The organism is Streptomyces poriticola, assembly GCF_036689765.1.
Classification (GTDB): domain Bacteria; phylum Actinomycetota; class Actinomycetes; order Streptomycetales; family Streptomycetaceae; genus Streptomyces; species Streptomyces poriticola.
Map to the genome: position 1 here is coordinate 1 of NZ_JBAGKH010000096.1, position 752 is coordinate 752.

1 pseudogene is annotated in these 752 nt (G+C 68.4%); it reads left to right on the forward strand.

Features of this window, described 5'->3' with window-relative positions:
* Window positions 1-752: pseudogene (locus V5O46_RS31600) on the forward strand (alpha-1,4-glucan--maltose-1-phosphate maltosyltransferase); the annotation flags it as partial.

The window sequence follows — 752 nt, forward strand, 5'->3', positions numbered from 1 at the left end:
CCGAACTCGGCCTCGAGATCGCCCTCGACCTCGCCCTGCAGTGCTCCCCCGACCACCCCTGGGTCCACAAACACCCCGAGTGGTTCCACCACCGCCCCGACGGCACCATCGCCCACGCCGAGAACCCGCCCAAGAAGTACCAGGACATCTACCCCCTCGCCTTCGACACCGACCCCGACGGCATCACCGCCGAGACCCTGCGCGTCCTGCGCCACTGGATGGCCCACGGCGTACGCATCTTCCGCGTCGACAACCCCCACACCAAACCCGTCGCGTTCTGGGAACGCGTCATCGCCGACATCAACCGCACCGACCCCGACGTCGTCTTCCTCGCCGAGGCCTTCACCCGCCCCGCGATGATGCACACCCTCGCCCGGACCGGCTTCCAGCAGTCCTACACCTACTTCACCTGGCGCACCACCAAACAGGAACTCACCGAGTACCTCACCGAGCTCTCCGGCGACGCCGCCGCCTACATGCGGCCCAACCTGTTCACCAACACCCCCGACATCCTGCACGCCTACCTCCAGCACGGCGGCCGGCCCGCCTTCGAGGTCCGCGCCGTCCTCGCCGCCACCCTCTCCCCCGCCTGGGGCATCTACAGCGGCTACGAACTCTGCGAGAACACCCCGCTGCGCGAGGGCTCCGAGGAATACCTCGACTCCGAGAAGTACCAGCTCAGACCCCGCGACTGGGACACCGCCGAACGCCGGGGGCACACCATCACCCCCCTGATCACCCGGCTCAACACC